Source organism: Corynebacterium meridianum, from assembly GCF_016342265.1.
GTDB classification, from domain to species: Bacteria; Actinomycetota; Actinomycetes; order Mycobacteriales; family Mycobacteriaceae; genus Corynebacterium; species Corynebacterium meridianum.
Genome location: NZ_JAEIOS010000015.1, coordinates 32,135 through 47,930 on the forward strand (window position 1 = coordinate 32,135; position 15,796 = coordinate 47,930).

A 15,796-nucleotide genomic window follows, 5' to 3' on the forward strand; every position below is an offset into this window, starting at 1 on the left:
AGCGGAGACTATGAAGCGAACAGTCCAGCCAGGCCCAGTGGTTCAACAAGTGTGCTGTAGCCGACGAACGCCACCGCATCGATCGCAAAATGCGCCACGATCAGCGGCCACACACGACGGGTACGGGTGAAGAACCAGGCGAACACGAGCCCCATCACGATGTTCCCCAGACCCGCGGAGAACCCCTGGTAGAGGTGATAACTCCCCCGCAGGAGCGCGGACGCCCCGATGACCGCAGGAGTCGACCAGCCGAGCTGGCGCAACCTGGTGAGCAGCCAGAACACCACCACGGTCTCCTCGGCGAACGCATTCGCGAAGGACCACACGAGCAGCACGGGAGCCTGCCACCACACCGAATCCAGAGTCGTGGGCACCACATGCCTACTGAGCCCCAGGTGCAACGCCGTCAGGTAGAAGACCAGTCCGGGAATACCGATCAATGCAGCCAAGCCGGCACCCCGCAGGCAGTCACCACCACGCAGTCTGGGAATCCGCACACCGGATCCGGACAGCAGGAAGACAACCAGCAGGCCCCAACCGGTGAGGACCGACGCCGAGCACAGCTGCAGCGCCAGATCCAGCCAGTGCACACCGGCTTTCGGCGCATTCAGAGTGATCTTCTGCGTGTTCAACGGTTCCGGTGCCAGAACCGCATCAAGCAGCCGGAGCGCCGAACGCACACCCGCCATGCCGAAGGTCACCAGCAGCACGACACCGATCTCCATGCGGATTCGGGGCACCGTCATCCGGGTGTCAGGTGTTTCCGTCATCACGGATGCACCTGGGAGGCCACACCGAGCAATTCACCGAAGGACGCGCGCACGGACCCGAGCTGAACACCCACGGGCGGACGCCCCGCCACCGCAACCGGTACGTTGACCGCGGCACCACCGGTCATGTTGAACAAGGTTGCCCACGGTGTCCAGCGGGTCTGCTCCGCGAAGTTCTCCGGCGGCTCCAACCGGGAGAAGTGGCCGATCTCCGGCGGATCGTGGGCCAGCGTCGGGGACAGGAGAACGTCGATGTCCCACGCGGACAGAATCGTCTGTAGAACGGCATCGAAATCGGCGACGGCCTCCGCACGCCGGGACTCGGACAGAGCCGATCCTCGCTCCCGCAGCCACTCGATGATGTCGCTCGCCGGACCGGGGATGTGGATGGAGCGGGAAGCCAGGACATCGGCGAAAGCCGCGAAGGGCCGTTCTCCGTACGGGCGGGACACCTCGTGGACCCGGTGACCCAGATCAGACAGGCGATCAGCAACCGTGCACACGGTTGACACCATCACCGGACTGACCGCCCCGTCACCGTGCAGTGGTTCCACCAGCACACCGATCCGCAGGGACCGTCTCACCGGAGAAACACCGAACACGAATGCCGCGTCCGCGACCGAGCGGGTGATGAACCCCTGCGCGGTGGGGGAACCTCCGGAACTATCGTGCGGTGGCTTGACGCCCACGGTGCCCGTTGCGGCCGCGGGTACCCGGATCGAACCGCCGCCGTCAGAGGCGTGGGCAACATCCGCAAGACCGAGCGCCACCGCCGCGGCCGCGCCTCCCGAGGAACCACCCGGTGTCCGCCCCGGCCACAGCGGGTTCGCCACGGCAGGCATCCCGACCGGTTCGCAGTAAGCCGTCATACCCATCTCGGAAGTCTGGGTCTTGCCAGGAATGATGATGCCGGCCTTGAGGAGCTGAGCGGCCCATAGGTCCGTCTCCGGGGGCATTTCCGTCCGGGTGACGGAACCATACGAACACGGAAAACCGGCGACGGTCATGAGATCCTTGATTGGAAGCACCAGACCATGGAGCCTGCCTCGCTGGTCTGTGGGAACCGAATCGAGGAAACGGGCACGGCGTAGCGCCAGCTCTGGATCAACGGAGACGAATCCGTGGGTAGATGCAGAGCGCTCGGTAATGTCTGACAGGCGCTTCTCCACGGTTCGAGTGAGATCCCCGGAAACGGCGCGAAGCCGATCCGCGAGCGGGGCTAGGGGGCTGTTGGCCATGCAGAGCAGGTTACCCCGCCAGGGTGGGCGAACGCGGGTAGGCCACTACACTGCAATACATGAGTACAGTCGTCGCCTACCTGGGACCCGAAGGAACATTCACCGAGGCAGCGCTGCTGGAATTCCAAAGGCGAGGAACCTTCGGGCCAGGCGAGGTCGCGAAATTCCCCGTGGATAGCCCTCATGAAGCACTGGACGCGGTGCGGTCCGGCACAGCGCAGTACGCGTGTGTCGCAATCGAGAACTCGGTCGACGGGCCTGTCACACACACCTTCGATGCGTTGGCCGACGGTGAAGGTGTGCGGATCTTCGCGGAGACCGAGATCGAAATCAGTTTCTCGGTGATGGTCCGTCCGGGAACCTCAGCCAGCGAGGTACGTACCTTCACTACCCATCCGGTGGCCCGACAGCAGGTACGACACTGGACGGACTGTGCGTTTCCCGAGGCAGAGTTCATTCCGGCCTCCTCCAACGCCGCAGCAGCGAAGGCCGTTGCGGAGGGAAGATCTGATGCCGCTATCGCGCCCCACCGTGCAGCGGAGATCTTCGCTCTAGAGGCGATCGCGGAAAAAGTAGTCGATGTTCCAGGCGCTAGAACACGGTTCGTCGTTGTAGGGGGCCTTCACACCCCACCGCCTCCGACAGGAAACGACCGGAGCGCCTTGGTATTCACCCTCCCGAACAAACCGGGGGCACTCGTATCGGCGTTGACGGTTTTTTCGTCACGGGGGATCGACCTCGCCCGGATTGAGTCTCGTCCGACACGGACTGCGTTGGGTACGTACCGATTCCACATCGACATAGCGGGACATATTGAGGAACCGAAGGTTACGGAGGCATTTCAGGTTCTCAGTGGGATCGCAGATGATCTCACTTATCTTGGATCGTGGCCTGCGACGGTAAGTCCCGCACGAACTTAGCCTCAGAAGAAAATCTGGTCTCGAGGGCAACCGTTCACCACTACATCGCTCTTTGCGAGCAGTTCCCAATCGGAGAGGTTCCACGTGTGTCCGTGACTTCCGCGAACACGGACGAAATTGTAGCGATCCGCGGAATATATGGCTCCGCCTGAATCAACTATGTCCTTGAGGAATTGGGTGTCTTCACCCTTGTCGAGATCGGCGAACGGTGTTGCGAGAGCCGTTGAACGCCACGTCACGATAGTGGGACCCGCAACGAACTGGGTATTCTTGTGTTCTCTCTCCGGCGACACGATTGAGGTGCAGTCCGAGGCCTCAATCCACATGTAGTGAGCTTGTTTACCGACTACATCGGCTCCCGAGTAGTCAAGTGCGTAAATCTGATCGCTGAGGTACTGGGGACCGTAGAGGTCATCATCGTCTATCTTTGCGACGACATCGCCGGACGCTGCCTGAACCAGTTTGTTGTAGCACGCCCCGAGAGAGGTTTCTGCGGGCTCATGGAGTAGGACGGTATTTGTGAGTCCCAGATCCGCGGCTCTTTCGGGGAATGACTCGTCCACCTCGAAGCCGTGGGTCAGCAGACACAACTGCACCTGCAGTCCCTCGACACCATTCATCGACGCTACGGTATCCAATACGTGGTCGAGTTGTCCGGGGCGGTTTGTGGAGACAAGTGTCGACACCGTTGGCCGGGTCTTTGCCTTGTCGCCCAGTCCACAGCGCTGCAGGATGGTGTCCACCCGGTGCCCGTAGGTGTGTTCACGCCAGATCCGACGTTGGCCCCGGTGGACCATCCGTTCACGGAGTACGGGGTTTCTCACCAGTGCACGGATCATTGAGTTTGCGGTTGCTGCGTCGCTGACGACGCTGACCTCTGTCGCCGGGAAGAACCTCTCTATCGCCGCACTCTCCGTGGACACGACCGCTGCGCCTGAAGCTATGAGTTCGAAGATACGTCGTGAGCACATCGTGGGAGAATCCACGACGGAGTTCACGTTCAGAAAGACCTTGTACAGGTGGTATGCGGATACCATTCGGTCGTAGTCCACGCTACCGATGACGTGTTCATTGAGAGGCTCCGGAAATTGGTACCTTTCGTCCAACCCCAGGAATCGAGAGAAGATCTCGAGCCCGTATGTCATGTCGCTGCTGGCGTCGACCGCCGCGCCGAGCAGCAGATCCATCTGTGCCCTGCGTTCCGGGAATTTGTGCCGGAAGTAACTGCCAGCGAAGGCGACATCCCTGCTGGCGTATCCCCTCAATGGACGGCGTGGATTGTGCATGGAGGGCTGTGCGGCGAAGGGAAGGACCGCGACGCGATCATGGCCGAGATCGCCGATATACGCAGGGATGCGTTCTGCATCGGTGGTGAAGACGTAGTCGAACAAACGTGCTACCGGTAAAAAATCTCGGTAGTGGGGTGGATCCTCCTTGTTCCAGAACACTGTCGGGATATTCTGTGATCTCGCGTGAGACACGATGTCCCTCAGACACGGAAGAAGTGAGCGCATCATACCCCCCGACCACGAGCCGTCAGCTCCATTCCAGGTCGACTCGACGAACAAGATGTCGGGGTGATGGGAGTCGAACTGCTGCCGCCAGGATCCAGGCTTCAGGTTGATTTGGTTCCACTCAAACTCGAAGGCCCGGGCGGAGAAATCATCCAGGATCACAGCTGCCCTGATATCACGCTGAACCCGTCGTGGTACCTGGCTCCAGGGGCGAAGCTTGCCGACGAAGTTCATCTGCAGTGCCGGATCTGGACGCCCGTGTCGGGCCATCTCCGGGAGGGCGTTCCTGATACCCGCCGGGAGCATGGGTGTCAACGGGCTTTCTGCCATCGCTGACCCCAACCTCTCGGCAAGGGAGGGGAGTGACAGGATGGAGTCGTGTCGCTCCAGGATTTTCTTGCGCATGTACCTGCGGCTGACGGACCAGAGGTCACCGTCCTTTGCATGCCGCTTGATCCGTTCGGTGAGGGGCGTTCTAGTCACTGTGGAGACTCTCGTGGGATCGGGTGCGCGTCAGTTGTGTTGCGCTGGGCAGCAGGGGTGAGGACGTATCGGATACGTTGATCATCCTATTTCTATCATGGCCCGTGTGTCTCGCGTGCTGGAGATGACGTAACGAGCGTGACAGAGATTGTGGTGGAGATTGGCGTAACAAATTCGGGGCTGGGGATAGGGCCCACTATTTCTATGGTACCTGGGGGATGGCCGGTCTTATCGTCGATGGATGGAAAGGTAATTCCCCTGTTCAAGACCATTGTGATGGGGAACACCTTTGCTGTTTGTGGAATAGATACTCTTTTTGTGGAGATAGATGTGAACTTTCCCTCCGGTCTCTGTGTTAGCACTGTATGCTGATTTTGCTTAGCGGATTCTGTGTCGCCTACCTTTCCTACGATCATGCAGATGGAATTCGATGATAGAGCAACAAATATAGGAGACCTGGTCGTGATGTAGCCGAAGCGACCGGTTAATTGGAAGGACAACATTGAATCGACCCACTGTGATGACGGTTTTCGGTACACGGCCTGAGGCGATCAAGGTGGCTCCCCTCATAAAATGTCTTGAAGCAGATGAAAGGCTGCGCTCCGTCACGGTCAGTACCGGACAGCATCGGGAGATGCTGGATCAGGTCAACGGCATGTTCAACATCAGTCCGGATGTCGACCTCGGCATCATGCGACCGGACCAGGGTCTGAACATGATAGTGGCACGTACCCTTCAGGGGCTCGATGAGATTCTGGCCAGTCGGGAACCGCGCGCCGTGGTCGTCCAGGGGGATACCTCGACGGCGATGGCCGCGGCCCTGGCTGCTTTCAACCGTGAGGTGCCGGTGGTGCACCTGGAGGCCGGCCTACGTACCGGCAACCTGAAGGAACCATTCCCGGAAGAGGGAAACCGAAAGATGATCGGCCAGATCGCTCAGTTGCACCTCGCACCGACTGTCGAATCTCGGGACAATCTCATTGTGGAGGGTGTTGATCCATCGACTGCGGTCGTCACCGGAAACACCGTGATAGATGCACTGTTGACGGCGAAACGTTGGGACGTTTCCTTTTCCGACAATCGGTTGGAGGAGGCTCGGGACACGGGAAAAAGAGTAGTCATGGTTACCACGCACCGTCGCGAGAACATTGAAGCCATGGAGAACATCGGACAGGCGTTACGTCAGCTGGCCGAGCGCTACCCGGCGATCACGTTCGTTTTTCCGGCGCACCTCAACCCTAAAGTTCGTGCCGCAATCATTCCCCAGATTGAGCACTGTGAGAATGTGTTGGTCACGGATCCACTCCCGTACGATCAATTCACCCGCTTGATGGCGATGTCGACATTCGTACTCACAGATTCGGGAGGGGTTCAGGAAGAAGCGCCAAGTCTGGGGAAGCCGGTTCTCGTCATGCGGAACAACACTGAACGGCCTGAGGCGGTACATGCCGGTACGGTGCGGCTGGTCGGCACCCGAAAAGAAGATATTGTCCATCACTCCTCCAAGCTTCTCGATGATCCTGTCGAGTACGAGAAAATGGCGAATTCCGTCAATCCCTACGGTGACGGGAAGGCGGCCGACCGTAGTGTCGCCGCGATTGCTGAATTGTTGGGAATTGGTTCGAGATTGGATGATTTCAGACCGTTTTCCTAGAATTTAAAAAGAAAGTTTAACGATAGAGTTAAGAACGAAAGGGTCTACGGCTATGGTTGAAAATAAAAAAGTATGTGTTATTGGTTTAGGTTATATTGGCCTTCCGACAGCCACGTTTATCGCACTTTCGGGAAACTCCGTTATCGGTGTGGACATAAATAAAGAGATTGTCGGAAAGATAAACAGCGGAAATGTGCCGTTCTTCGAGCCTGATTTCGAAGACCTCCTCCGAAGGGCGATCGATGGGGGGCATCTACGCGCACAGACCGCTGCTGAGCAAGCTGACGTATACATAATCGCGGTGCCCACCCCGTTCAAGGAGGGCTATGCCGTTGATGACTCTTACATCCTCTCCGCCGCAGATGGAGTGACAGATCAGTTACGGGGTGGTGAGCTTGTCATTCTGGAATCCACCTCGCCGCCGGGTATGACGAGGCGGATGGCGGAACATATCCTCGGGCGACGACCTGACCTCACCCGGGAGCCGGGCCACGCTACGTCCGTGTATTTTGCGCACTGCCCGGAGCGGGTGCTTCCCGGAAAAATTGTCCGGGAAATGACCGCGAATGATCGGGTAATTGGTGGGCTCAATTCCGAAGCGGCTCATCTGGCGCGTGACATCTATTCACGTTTCTGCGAAGGGGAACTGCTGATCACCGACGCCACCACCGCCGAGATGGCCAAGTTGACGGAGAACTCGTTCCGTGACGTCAACATCGCATTCGCCAACGAACTCTCACTCATCGCCGCTGATCTTGGGATCAATGTCTGGGAGCTCATAGAGCTTGCGAACCACCATCCTCGCGTCAACATTCTTCAGCCTGGGCCGGGCGTCGGAGGGCACTGTATCGCGGTAGATCCCTGGTTCATCGTGTCCTCTGTGCCAGAGCGCGCCCGACTGATTCGTACCGCCAGAGAAGTCAATGACAGCAAGCCCGGGTGGGTTGTGGACCAGATCGTCTCGTCAGCCAAGGGCGTCGATTCCACTCCGCAGATCGCGCTACTCGGATTGTCGTTCAAACCGGATATCGACGACTTGAGGGAGTCGCCTGCTCTGGCTATCGCCCGGAGCGTCGCTGAGAAAGTTCCGGAGGCGAGAATACATGCCGTGGAACCGCATATATCGGATATCCCGCCTGTTCTGGCTTCATTGGAGAATGTAGTTTTGACCGATCTGGAAACTGCGCTGAGTAGGGCGAATATTGTGGTGCTACTTGTCGATCATTCACAGTTTCTCGACATCACGCTCGGCGCGCTGGAAGGTAAGAAGGTCATTGATACGCGGGGTAAGATCGCTGGAATTTGTGGATGATTCATTGCTATGCTGACGAAAAGTGAAACAACGGACACTCGGCGAAGTGGAAAGGTTATTCAGTGAAATGGGCTAGATTTTTACGACGGCCGGATCTCTGGCTCCTTCTTTCTCTCCTGACGTTTGGTGTGGCCGCCGTCCTTGCACTCTTGGGGAATTACTTCTCAACCATCGTGTTTTTCGTCAGTATCGGTTGCGTCCTGCTTAGCCTTCTGGCGTTTTTCCGCTCTGAGCGGAAGAAAAACTCGGCAGTGCTGGCTGCGATTCAGCAGATGCAGGATATGCAGGTGATCCAGAGCAAGATCGCGTACCGGACAGAGCCTGTGAGGAACATCGCCGGATCCGTCGGAAAGCTCCGCCACGTTCAAGAAGAAATCCGTGCGGAACTTCAGGCGGAGACTCAGGCGATCAAGGAGACGGTTCGGTCGGGTTCAGGTAATCCGATGGACGATTCCGTCTGGCGCGGTGGAATGCCTGGCGACACGGGCGAGGTCGAGATCTTTGCTCCGCAGGCGATTCGCTCCGTACAGGTCGAGAAAGAAGACGCTGCCGCTGTCGGGCGCATTGCCGCTGCGGTGGGTAGTGACGAATCATCGGACCGCAACCTCGCGCTGGCTCTCAGTGGACGGGGATCGTCTACCCGCCGTATCGCCACCGTGGCATCCAACGCTCTTTCGCGCTCCCTGGAATCTGTGGCAGAGGTACGCACGGTCATCCCCGGCACGCGAGCGTTCCACCAGGGTACCGAGAGCTACCTGATCGTCGAGGAGAGGGCCACTGATTCAGGTCCATGGTCTGGGTTCCTGGATACTCAGGGAACCGAACTTTTCTGTGCACTCCTGGAAGGGATGCGGAAAGCCCGTAATTCCGGCGTGATGGTCGTTGTCGTCGCTGAGTCTGTGGTCAGACACAATTCCGCGACATTGCGCGATGCGGCGGATCTGGTTATTGATGCCGGCCGTGAGGTCGACGCTAAATACGGAATAGGCGTCAAATTGCCGGTTGTCGATGTTTTGAAGGCGTACACGACCCGAGCGATGGAGGAACGGTAATGAGTACTGCGGTAGTTTACGGAGATATCAATCCCGGCATCATCGACGGTTCCTCTGTCTGGCTCGTATCCATCACGGAGGTACTGAGCGGCATATTCGATGATGTTTATCTGCAGCTCAAGACAAAGCCGGTCAACAGGCGTTTACTCAGCCGAATCGAGTCGATCCCGAATATCCACGTTCGAGAGTATGCGGTAGTTGATGTGGCCGACGAATCCGCATACAGGGAACTCTCTCCCCCTGAAGCCGCAAAGGTACTCAGGGATCTGGTTCGCGAGGTCAATCCTGACGTAGTGGTGGTTCGCGGCCTCGCGGCTTGCTTTGAATCAGCCCGTGTAGCCGAGGTGTCGAGGGTGCTGTGGGCGTATGTCACCGATCTTCCCTACCCGGTCACAAAGACCTCGAAGGTGAACCTCGGTCGGCTCCGGACCATCGCGCAGCGGGCGAGACGGATGTTCGCGCAGACCGAGTCAACCCGTAGCTATCTCGAGCAGATCATCGGGCAGGCTGCCGGAAAGACCCTCCTGATGCCTCCGATGATCCCGCCCGAGGCTTATGCACGGCGTTCGGAAGCACCGCGTCTCGATGGAGCAACACCACTCGAAGCTGTGTACGCGGGAAAACTCGCCAAAGACTGGTGCGTCGAGGAAATGCTCGATTTGCCCGCGGCGCTCCGTGCCCGGAACGTGGATTGTCGCCTCACAGTTCTGGGTGACAAGTTCCAGAGGGAAAAAAGTGATCCCGACTTCGTCCAGCGCCTCCGCGAAAAGCTGGAGTCTCTGACGAACGATCCTCAGTCAGGGGTTCGTTGGGTCGGGGGCGTCCCCCGCGACGAGGTATTCAGGTACTTCGAGGTAGCCGACGTTGGTGTCGGCTGGCGTACCGCGGCCCTGAATTCGAGTACCGAAATCTCGACGAAACTTCTGGAGTACTCGGCGGCCGGACTGATACCCATTGTCAACCGAACCGCTGATAACTGCGGATACCTCGGCACAGATTATCCGTTCTTCGTTGATGCGGATGTGGATATTGAGGAGATCGCACAAAACATCGAGGATAACCTCGACAAGTTTGAGTCCGCTCGCCGAGCGGCGGCGCAGCTGGCGCAGCGCTTCTCCATGGAAGCTGCGGAAACGCGGTTGAGACGGGAGTTCACCCGCGCCGGTGTCCTTGTTCCGGCCGGAAGAGTTGAGGTGACCGGTGGAGAACCGGAGCCCGTTAAACTCCTCGTGGCATCACATGACTTCAAATTCATGGGTGAGCTCATGGAGAGCCTCCGCGGTGACAGGCGCTTTGAACTGAAAGTGGATGCGTGGACATCGCTGCGAGACCACGACGAGGCCCGCAGTGAAGAGTTGGCTCAATGGGCGGACGTCATTTTCTGTGAGTGGGCAGGGCCATCCGTCGGTTGGTTCGCCAAACACAAGCGGAAACACACCCGCCTGGTGACCCGACTTCATGGATTTGAGCTCAGAGGACCGTGGATCAGGGAAGTGGCCGGTGATGCCGTCGACCATATCGTTTTCGTCTCGGAGTTCTATCAGGCCAAAGCGGTGACAACGCTCGGACTCGATCCAGGTCGCACCTCCGTCATCACCAACGTCATCGATTGGATCGATTTCGACCGTCCGAAGCTCGCTGGGGCTGAGTTCAGGCTCGGGATGATCGGAATGGTTCCCTTCGGTAAACGTCCGGATCGTGCGCTTGATGTACTGGAGAAGCTACTGGAACACGACGACCGCTTCAGTCTCCACATCAAGGGACAGAATCCGTGGAACTATCCGTACCACTGGAAAGACCCGTACCAGAAGCAGGCTTATCTCGAATTCTACCGACGAATTGCGGATTCGGAAGTGCTGTCCAGTCGGGTCGCGTTCGATCCCTTCAGCCCTGCCGTCGCCTCATGGTTCCGGAAGATCGGCTTCATTCTGTCACCGAGTCACAACGAGACTTTCCATCTGGCGGTAGCTGAGGGGATGGCGAGTAGAGCGGTCCCCATGATCTGGGAACGTGAGGGAGCGGTCGAGATCTTCTCGGACGCCCACGTCCGGGGTGGAACCGATCAGGTGATTGAGGCGATTCTCGCGATACAGCGCTCGGGATCGGTGAAGGATCTCGGCGAACGTGCGCGTGAGTATGCCGCCCGGTGGGACCAGATGAAAGTATACGATCAGTGGGCGAACGTGCTCACCCCGTAGATCGATTCCGCGGATCGGATGATCGTCGGTCTGAGGGAAGAAATTGGTCTGTAGCGCTGTCATCGAGGCATGATCCAAAGCAGTTCTGCGTGCGTCAGCAACAACCGTGATGATTATGGAGAACAGATAAGTGAATCACCGTCCGGTGGCCGCTGGGGCCACGGAAGAGCCGAAGAGCCCCGGAAGCTTCTGGGATTTTGACGGCGGACATGTAACCAAGTACGTCCGCCAGCTTCGAGAGGGAATGGTCGGAATCGCACCAGATGTAAGCATCGACGCGAACATCGAAGGTGCATGGCGACTGGACCATTCCAATCCGACATGGCATTTTCGGCTCCACAGTTTTGGTTTTCTCAATGAGCTGAGCAACGCCTATATCGCTACAGGGGACCCGGAGATCCCCGGCGCAGCGGAACACCTCGTCGCCGGGTGGCAGCGAGACTGCGGCATTCCCGATGACACAGCACCGTGGCACGGCCATCAGACGGCTCTGAGGGCCTCGGCGTTGGCGGCTGCGGCAGACATCGGAGTGCTGGATCGCGCCAAGTACCTTGAATTGCTCCGGGTCCACGCAGCATGGCTGGCGGAGGATGAACACTATGACGGTGCCTGGAATCACGGGTTGGACCAGTGTATCGCACTTATCGATGTGTCCTATGTCCTGGAGGACGAGGCCTTTGCGGGGACGGCGATCGACAGAATCGTAGATGCTATCGAGGAGTACGTGGACGATGAAGGGGTCGTCTCTGAACAGGCGGTGCACTACGCGGGTTACATGTACACGAGACTTCGTCTCGTCCAGCAAAAGCTAGCCTGTCTCACCGTGGAGCTTCCACCCGTCTTCGAGCGGGTTGAGCTGATTCCCGAATTCCTCCAGTGGGCAACCCGGCCTGACGGGCACGCGGTGCCTTTGGGGGATACGCAGTCGGGGCCGTGGAGCTCACTGATTCCGGAACTGGTCCGAACCCAGTCGACTCGGGGCGGGGCGCACCGGCCATCCGGTAACCACCGGATCTACCGTGATGGATGGGCGTTCTACCGTTCAGGTTGGGAAGGCTGGGAGCGTGGGGAACCCGCCGCGGACTCTCTGCTCACCGTTCGTTACGGAACATTCCGACGTATCCATGGGCATCGAGACCACACATCGATCACGTGGTACTCGTCAGGTGGGACAGTGATCGAGGATCCCGGATTCAGCGGATACGAGGATCGGAACCAAAGGATTTCTGAGCAAGGGGAGAGCAGCCACAACGGTGTCGTGCTCGAGGGCGCGGGAAGGTTCCGGTGGGAGAACGGCTCCCCCATACTGCGCCAGTCCACATCGTACTTCGGAACTGAGCACGAACCCGTCCACTCTCTGGTCGTAGGTGGCATCTCGTATGTTGAAGCTTCCCGCATCAGATCCATCGTCCACGTGCCTTCGAGGCAAATCGTCATCGTTCATGACGTAGTGAACGCGAAGTGCGACGTATCGGCCTCGACCAGATGGTTGCTTTCTCCGGATTTCACCATTTCCGACAGCCACTGTGATGATCGGCAGGTCGGATTCCGTGATGGCGACCGCGAGCTTGTTGTCCGGGTGCTCCAGAAAGACGTCGAGGTCGAAGTAAGCGGTGCTCAGGACGGGTCCGCCGGCCGAATCGCCACTGATCTGGGCACTTTCCGTACCTGCCCGGTCATCAAGACCGGGGCGACAGGAAGGGAACCGGAAATGACAGCGGTATTCTCACTCGAACGTGGTCTGGCGGTTGAAGAGATTGGCGGGGCCCGTATGGGCTGGAGTCTACGTTTCCCCGATGGCGAAGCTGTGCAGATTCTCCGTGCGGGAGACATAGGCCTGAATGTCGAGGTGACGCGTCCCCTGCTCACCCGGAAATATGACCACCTGGGGTGATTCGTATTCGCGTACCGGTTATCCAGGTTCCGATCGAGACTGGGATTCATCATCTGTACAAATCGGTAGGGCGTCCGATATGGGCGGATCCGGTGATCAGGCTTTGCCCAAGATAAACAATGACGCGCGCATGGTTCGCGCATGGTTGCTGTAGATCTTTTACCTTTTGCTTCCGGTTGCGCAGATGGAATTATCGAGTCTGCCGGTGTGGGTGGCGCGCTTAAGCTGGCAACCGCAGATTCTATTGTCCCGTCTGCAATGTTGAGGCGATGGGTCCGGCAGGCCCACCATGCGATCAAACCTCTTTTTATTTGGGCCGATATTGTGCGGTTTGGTTTGTTTCTTTTGATTATAAGATGTCTCGCGGGCACGGGTTTCCGACTAACCTTCACTGATCGTTGTCAATTGATCTTAGTCTGATTTCAAGGGTTAGTTCCCAAGATCACCCCTGGCGATTGGGGAACGGAAACACATTCTGGCTGACGGGTCGTGGGTGCATTCAATAATGCGACGCTCCCTGATGTCGTGGTCCCAGTGGTATCGAGGTTCTGGGTTGATGTATCTATCCAGAAAAGAGGTATCCGTGGTGGGGAATGATGGTATGGCGACCGGTAAAGCTATCTGGAGTTTTGCGAATGATTTTCGGTGATGGCTGTGACCGTCTGCGATTTCGGGTGTAATCTCGAGGTTTTTCTATCGTGTCATGGCCGCGCTACTATGTGATGCGGTAGACTAAATTTTACTACTGCCCACTTTTTGGTTGGATGGTCCCGTGAAAATTCGCAATATATTAGCTGTACCTTTGGTTTCAGGTGTTTTCCTCTCAGGCGTCGTGACGCCGCTTGCCTTTGCCGCTGAGCCCTCTATCCTGTCTCCAGAGGGGTATCATGAGGAATTCGATAGCCCGGAATCCCTTGATGGGTGGAGGGTTCTAAATAGGAACGACTATCGAAATCCGAAGATGGTATTCACTCCGGATGCGGTGTCGGTTGAGGATGGAAAACTGATCATCACCACCGCCCGGCATTGCGTGGATTCTCTCGATGACGCACTGACCGACGATAATGTGTCGGAGGAACCATGTGGGGAGAAGATGACGCGGTACACCACGGCCCGGGTCGAAAGCCCGTGGTTTGAGGGGGGTGACTTCTCCGTTGAGGTCAAGGCCGAGATCTTCGAACCTGCACAGAAGGGGGTACGGAGTGCGATCTGGTTGCAGAATGATCAACCCTACTGCACCGGGGATGACACTACTCCCTATTACGGGGAGATCGATATGCTCGAGCACTACTCCTACCCAGGCTCCTACGAGCGGGCTCCGATCACCGTCCATCTGGGCTGCAATGTCGCGAAAAAGAAGCGAATTGGTCGCGATAGTCGGCAGCTGTGGCTCCCGAGGCAGGGAGTGGAGCAGGACGCGCCGTTGCCGACGAGCGGCTACCCCAGTGTGTGGAACACTCCCTACACCTGGAAGGTCTACGTGAATGATGAGGACCTCACGTTCACGATCGATGGCTTTGATGTCGATGAAGATCCAGAGACCGGTGAAATCGGGAAACACATCAACCACAAGTCCACTTCAATGTCGCAGGGCCTGTGGTCCGGAATTATGGCCCGGCCCTGGAGACTGATCCTCAATCAGCGGGTTGAAGACCAGGATTGGGCGGTACCTGCCGCGGATACCGATCCATTCGCTGTTCGCCGGTTCGAGATCGACTTCGTGAACATCGAGTACCCCCAGCCGGAGAGCACCACTCCGGCAACGCCCACGGTCACCACCGTCACGGAGACCGTTCCGGTGACCACGACGACAACCGTCACCACAGCGGTACCCACGACAGTGACCGAGGCTTCGCCGACTACCGTTACAGTGGTTGAACCTACGCCGACGACGGTGACCGAGACGTCTTCGACCACGACCACGGAAACGTCCTCGACGACCGTCACCTCGGCGACTCCGACCACGGTGACCGAGATTTCTCCGACCACTGTCACGGTGCCTTCTCCGACGACGGTGACCGAGACGTCCTCGACCACGACCACGGAAACGTCCTCGACGACCGTCACCTCGGCGACTCCGACCACGGTGACCGAGATTTCTCCGACCACTGTCACGGTGCCTTCTCCGACGACGGTGACGACGGCCACCCCCACTCCGGTGACCACAACCGTTACGGAAACCGCGTCATCTACCATGACTGCCACCATCACCGAGACGACTCCCACGACCGTGACGGTCACTGACTCGGTTCCCATCACTGTGACCGCGCCCGTAATCACCCCTGGGACCGTGACCACGGTCGTTCCGATGACGGTCACGGAAATCGCTCCGACCACTGTTACGGAGTCCGACGTGGTCACCGTCACTACGACGAAGGTTGCTCCGGGTGAAACGGGCACGGAAACCGTCACGACCACTGCGCCGGGAACGACGGAAACCACAACGGAGAAACCGGCAGCGAACCTGTCATCGGGGCTGGGCGCCGGTAACAGGTTCGGTGGAGTCCTACTAAGAATCTTCTCCGTGATTTCGCTGGTATCCATACCGATTCTGGGATGGCTCTACCACATCGGCAACATCCAACGGTTCATCAAGTTCTGACTAAGTGACCACTGAAACCCGATGGAGAGCATCAGGTTTCAGTGGGACATCAAAGGGCGTGTTCTTGCTCTATTCCGGAATGACTCGCCCTTTGGTGCCCCGAGGTTTCGGCAGGTGCTTTTGGTCGCCGTGAACGATCCCGGTAGCAGGAAGAGAACA

10 protein-coding genes are annotated in these 15,796 nt (G+C 58.2%); 7 read left to right on the forward strand and 3 right to left on the reverse strand.

What is annotated here, in order from left to right; translation table 11 throughout:
* Positions 1–8: 8 nt before the first annotated feature.
* Both JDV75_RS10270 and JDV75_RS10275 read right to left on the reverse strand, forming a co-directional pair.
* Entirely contained in the window at positions 9–770 is a 762-nt protein-coding gene (locus tag JDV75_RS10270; protein WP_232958459.1) for a CPBP family intramembrane glutamic endopeptidase, read from the reverse strand.
* The gene (locus JDV75_RS10275) at positions 770–2,008 is read right to left on the reverse strand and encodes an amidase family protein (RefSeq protein WP_198739157.1); all 1,239 of its coding nucleotides are present in this window, start codon (positions 2,006–2,008) and stop codon (positions 770–772) included. The genes JDV75_RS10270 and JDV75_RS10275 overlap by 1 nt, the downstream gene beginning before the upstream one ends.
* Before the next feature lie 59 nt (positions 2,009–2,067).
* Between JDV75_RS10275 and pheA the strand changes: the two genes are divergently transcribed.
* Positions 2,068–2,928, forward strand: coding sequence for a prephenate dehydratase (pheA, locus tag JDV75_RS10280; RefSeq protein WP_198739158.1), 861 nt, complete (start codon positions 2,068–2,070; stop codon positions 2,926–2,928).
* A gap of 2 nt (positions 2,929–2,930) precedes the next feature.
* On the opposite strand, the gene JDV75_RS10285 is transcribed toward pheA, so the two are convergent.
* Positions 2,931–4,925, reverse strand: coding sequence for a glycosyltransferase family protein (locus JDV75_RS10285; RefSeq protein ID WP_198739159.1), 1,995 nt, complete (start codon positions 4,923–4,925; stop codon positions 2,931–2,933).
* Positions 4,926–5,427: 502 nt separating this feature from the next.
* On the opposite strand from JDV75_RS10285, the gene wecB reads away from it, so the two are divergent.
* The 6 genes from wecB to JDV75_RS10315 all read left to right on the forward strand — a co-directional run bounded on the left by wecB (position 5,428) and on the right by JDV75_RS10315 (position 15,637).
* The gene (wecB, locus tag JDV75_RS10290) at positions 5,428–6,579 is read left to right on the forward strand and encodes a non-hydrolyzing UDP-N-acetylglucosamine 2-epimerase (RefSeq protein ID WP_198739160.1); all 1,152 of its coding nucleotides are present in this window, start codon (positions 5,428–5,430) and stop codon (positions 6,577–6,579) included.
* A 52-nt stretch (positions 6,580–6,631) separates the two neighbouring features.
* On the forward strand, positions 6,632–7,891 hold the full coding sequence (gene wecC, locus JDV75_RS10295) for a UDP-N-acetyl-D-mannosamine dehydrogenase (protein WP_198739161.1): 1,260 nt from the start codon (positions 6,632–6,634) through the stop codon (positions 7,889–7,891).
* A gap of 62 nt (positions 7,892–7,953) precedes the next feature.
* Entirely contained in the window at positions 7,954–8,943 is a 990-nt protein-coding gene (locus JDV75_RS10300) for a hypothetical protein (RefSeq protein ID WP_198739162.1), read from the forward strand.
* On the forward strand, positions 8,943–11,141 hold the full coding sequence (locus JDV75_RS10305; protein WP_198739163.1) for a glycosyltransferase family 4 protein: 2,199 nt from the start codon (positions 8,943–8,945) through the stop codon (positions 11,139–11,141). Before JDV75_RS10300 ends, JDV75_RS10305 begins: the two co-directional genes overlap by 1 nt.
* 130 nt (positions 11,142–11,271) lie before the next feature.
* Positions 11,272–13,035: a heparinase II/III domain-containing protein gene (locus JDV75_RS12245; RefSeq protein WP_198739164.1), complete on the forward strand. Its 1,764-nt coding sequence runs from the start codon at positions 11,272–11,274 to the stop codon at positions 13,033–13,035.
* Positions 13,036–13,807: 772 nt separating this feature from the next.
* Positions 13,808–15,637, forward strand: coding sequence for a LamG domain-containing protein (locus tag JDV75_RS10315; protein ID WP_198739165.1), 1,830 nt, complete (start codon positions 13,808–13,810; stop codon positions 15,635–15,637).
* Positions 15,638–15,796: the final 159 nt, after the last annotated feature.